This window comes from Methylobacterium trifolii (genome assembly GCF_022179685.1).
In the GTDB taxonomy this organism is placed as follows: Bacteria; Pseudomonadota; Alphaproteobacteria; order Rhizobiales; family Beijerinckiaceae; genus Methylobacterium; species Methylobacterium trifolii.
In genome coordinates this window covers 1-3,855 of the sequence record NZ_BPRB01000310.1, presented here as the reverse complement: position 1 = coordinate 3,855, position 3,855 = coordinate 1, and the positions used below count along the sequence as shown (strand labels likewise).

Sequence of the window (3,855 nt, the reverse complement as noted above, 5' to 3'; positions counted from 1 at the left end):
GGTCGGGCACGGCTCTAGCACGGTTGGTAGACAGGGCCACCGTAGCATGAGCGTGGCCGGTCAGGATCAAGGTTGAACGCGCTATTGCGGCCCGATCCCGAGCCAGACCCGCTCCTCGACATGCATCCCGACGCGGTGGAAGCGAGGATCAAGATCACAATCAAATTCTTACACATCGCTCACCCCTTCTCGGCACAAAAAGTCGCACCGGAATAGGGCGCAAATTTGCCGTGAGCGCCTTCACGCCCACGTCAGCACATACACCCCGTTCTTCGGCGAGCCGCGAAGGCATGTCAGGGGTGTATGTGCGAACGGTATAATCGCCCGAAAAAAGCCCCGCATCCGGGGATGCGGGGCTGGTCTCGAAAAACCCGTTCGGGCGTGAGGACGCCTCAGTGGCCGCCGTCCGTCGCGTCGCGGGTGGATTCGTAGAGGAACCAGGTGCGCTCCTCGGACTGGTCGATCCACTCCTCGAGGAGCGAGGTGGTCGAGACGTCGTTGGCCTCGTCCGTGACCTCGTGCAGCTCGCGCATGTTGGCGGTCAGGGCCTTGTTGTCGTCGCGCAGCTCCTTGAGCATGTCGAGGGGCGAGACGTACTCGGCGTCGTTGTCGGCCACGCGGGTGAGGGACTGGGCCTGGCCGAGGGAGCGCAGCGCCGTGCCGCCGATCTTGCGGGCGCGCTCGGCCACGTCGTCGATGATGCCGAAGATCTGCTCGCCCTGCTCGTCCAGCAGCAGGTGGTAATCGCGAAAATTCGGGCCGCTCATGTGCCAGTGGAAGTTCTTGGTCTTGATGTAGAGCGCGAACAGGTCCGAGGTCAGGACCGCGAGGCCCTCCGAGATCTTCTTGACGTCGTTCGGATCGAGGTCGGTCGGGGTGTTGAGGCGGCCGCTCTCGATGCGGCTGATGGGCTTGGCTTTCGCCATGGTCTTGGCTCCGTTCGAAACAGGGGGACGGGACGCCGTCCGTGACCGGCGTCCTTCTCCCCGCGAAAATGAACGGTGGGCGCGATTGTTCCTGGCCCCCGAGCCGCCGCATGGCAGGCCCGCCGAGCATGCACAGCCTGGAGCGATTCCAGACTGAGCCGGTCAGTTCGGGATCGATCCCGGCGGCCGCGGTGCGTAGTCGGCGGCCGGCACGGAGGCCCGGCGCGGGCGGGGTGGGGCGACGGCCGGCGTCAGGTCGGCGGCGGCCGGCGGGCGCTGGCCGGCCCTGGCCGGACGGATCGCGGGACGCGGCGCGATCGCGCCGGTGGTGGCGGGCTCGGTCGCGGCCGAGGGCACCGGGCCGCCCGGCGTGTCGAGGCCGTAGATGTCGTCGCGGAAGTGGGCCCGCCCGTCCGGGGTGGCGTAGCCCGTCAGGTAGACGAAGGTCACGGGCACCGGGCGCGGCAGCTTGATGTCGCGGCGCTCCCCGTCGGCGATGCCGGTCTCGATCTCGATCGCCCCCCAGGCCGAGCCCGGCCCGTTCGGGCCCTCGCTGCCCTGGAGCAGCCAGCCGACGAACTCCTTGACCTGCCCCACCCGGACGCAGCCGTGGCTGTGGAAGCGGACGTTGCGGGAGAACAGGGATTTCGAGGGCGTGTCGTGCATGTAGACCGCGTGGCGGTTGGGCATGTCGATGCGCACCTGGCCGAGCGAATTGTCGAAGCCGGAATCCTGGCGCAGGGTGTAGTTGACCGCCTTCTCGCCCTTCCAGTCGATCTTCGTCGGGTCGACCTCGACGTTGCCGGGGCCGAGCATGCGGATGTGGTTCTTGGCCAGATACCCCGGCTCCTTGCGCATCCGCGGGATGATCTCGTTCTTGACCACCGAGACCGGCACCGTCCAGGTCGGGTTGAAGTTGATGTCGGTGATGCGGGTCTCCACCGCCGGCGTCGCCTTGTCGGGGGAGCCGACCACGGCGACGTAGCGGCGCGCCACCACGCCGCCCTCCACCGCCTCGACGGTGGCCGAGGGGATGTTGACCACGACGTAGCGCTCGCCGAACGGGAACTTCGAGCCCATCAGCCGGGCGGCGGAGGCCGCGAGCTGGCGCTGGCGGATATCGGCCGGCACGTTCAGCGCCGCCAGCGTCTGGCGCCCGACGAGGCCGGTCTCGGGCAGGCCGTGGCGGCCCTGGAACGCCGTCACCGCCGCGATCAGCACCGGGTCCAGCCGGTCGCTGGCGGGCGCGTCCGGGGGGAGGTCGCCGGTCAGCGTCAGGTGGTGGCGCAGCGACGGGATCGCCGGGTTGCGCTCCCCCGGCTTCAGGACGAGCGTGTCCGGCAGCCGCTCCCAGCCGCCGGCCTCGGCGAAGGCCGCGTAGCGCTCGGCCGCGCGCAGGGTGTCGAGGAAGGTCCGCGGGTTCAGGGTCGGCACCGGATCGGCCGAGACGCGGGCATAGACCAGCGGCGCCGCCTCCCTGCTCTTTTTGGGATTTTGCGTCGGCGCCTCGGCCAGGGGATTGGCGCCGGGATTGGCCGGGGGCGCAGGGATCGGCGCGGCGGTGACGGGCTGGGGAAGCGGTGCGGGCTGCTGCACCGGAGCCGGCGCGACGATCGCAGCCGGCGGCGCGGGGGGCGCCCCCTGCGCCAGGGCGGCACTCAGACCGAATCCCAAAAGAAGCGGCGGCAGGCCCGCGCGCAGGCGTGAGGCGGTCGAGACCATACGCAACACCATCATCGGCACCCCGAACGCCTGGACGAGGACGCGCGATCGGGCCGGATGATGCGCGGCGATGGTTACCAATCCCCTCTCGGTGCCCCGGCGTTCACCATGCGGCGCATCGGCCGGCCGTCTCCGGTGCGGCTGCGGATGTCGGCAGGCCCGGATTCGGCGCAGAGTGCGGTAAGCTCGGGCCCATCCGCCGTCCGCCGTCCGCCGTCCGCCCAAGGGTAACGCTGCCCCGTCGATGCCCGAACCGAACCCCCAAACCCCAAAAGAAATGCCCTACCTGGCGCAGCTCGACGGGGTGCGGGCGGTGGCCATCCTGATCGTCTTCGTCGCCCATGCCGGCTACGGCCACGTGGTGCCGGGGGGTTTTGGGGTCACGGTGTTCTTCTTCCTCAGCGGCTACCTCATCACCACCCTGCTGCGGATCGAGCAGGGGGCGACGGGCGGCGTCTCGCTGCGAGATTTCTACCTGCGCCGGGCGCTGCGCATCCTGCCGCCGATGTACCTGACGCTCGCGCTGTCGGGCGCGCTCTACGCCCTCGGCCTTCTCGACTGGATGCGGGTCGAGCCGGCGGCCGTGCTCGGGCAGGCCACCTTCCTGACCAACTATCCGGGCCTGTTCGGCACGGAGGCGGTGCTGCCGGTGCCCCTGTGGAGCCTCGCCATCGAGGAGCACTTCTACCTCGCCTTCCCCCTGGCCTTCATCCTCTGGCTCGGGCGGCGCACGCCGCGCCGGGCGGCGGCCCTGTGCCTGGCCGTCTGCCTGCTGGTGCTCGGCATCCGCTGCCTCAACGTCTGGCGGCTGTCCGACTACAGCCTGAACTACAGCTGGACCCACACGCGCCTCGACGCGATCCTGTTCGGCTGCTGCCTCGGCCTGTGGAACAACCCGGTGATCGCGGGCGACCGGGCGTGGCGGCCGAAGGCGTGGCACGTGGGCGCGGCGCTCGCCGTGATCCTCGGGACGCTGCTGGTGCGCGATCCCGTCTTCCGCGAGACCCTGCGCTACACCCTGCAGAGCGCGGCCCTGATCGTGCCGTTCTGCGCCCTGCTGCACGGGCGCGGCCCGCTGGTGCGGCTCCTCGGCTCCTGGCCGATGCGCCGGCTCGGGCTCTATTCCTATACGTTCTACCTCGGGCACTACACGCTGATCGCCCTGGTCCAGCACCTGTGGCCGATGCCCGGCCACAGGTGCTGGACC

General features: G+C 70.1%; 3 protein-coding genes. 1 reads left to right on the top strand and 2 read right to left on the bottom strand.

Translation table 11 applies throughout. The features are described from left to right. Nucleotides 1-392: 392 nt before the first annotated feature. Both COGEMETH_RS22925 and COGEMETH_RS22920 read right to left on the bottom strand, forming a co-directional pair. Nucleotides 393-926 (bottom strand): Dps family protein, encoded by a 534-nt coding sequence (locus COGEMETH_RS22925; protein WP_238184991.1) that lies wholly within the window; start codon nucleotides 924-926, stop codon nucleotides 393-395. A gap of 162 nt (nucleotides 927-1,088) precedes the next feature. Continuing rightward, on the bottom strand, nucleotides 1,089-2,660 hold the full coding sequence (locus tag COGEMETH_RS22920) for a L,D-transpeptidase family protein (RefSeq protein ID WP_373875424.1): 1,572 nt from the start codon (nucleotides 2,658-2,660) through the stop codon (nucleotides 1,089-1,091). A 265-nt stretch (nucleotides 2,661-2,925) separates the two neighbouring features. Here COGEMETH_RS22920 and COGEMETH_RS22915 point away from each other — a divergent pair. Next, on the top strand, nucleotides 2,926-3,855 hold a 930-nt coding region (locus COGEMETH_RS22915; RefSeq protein WP_238184990.1), incomplete at its 3' end, for an acyltransferase family protein.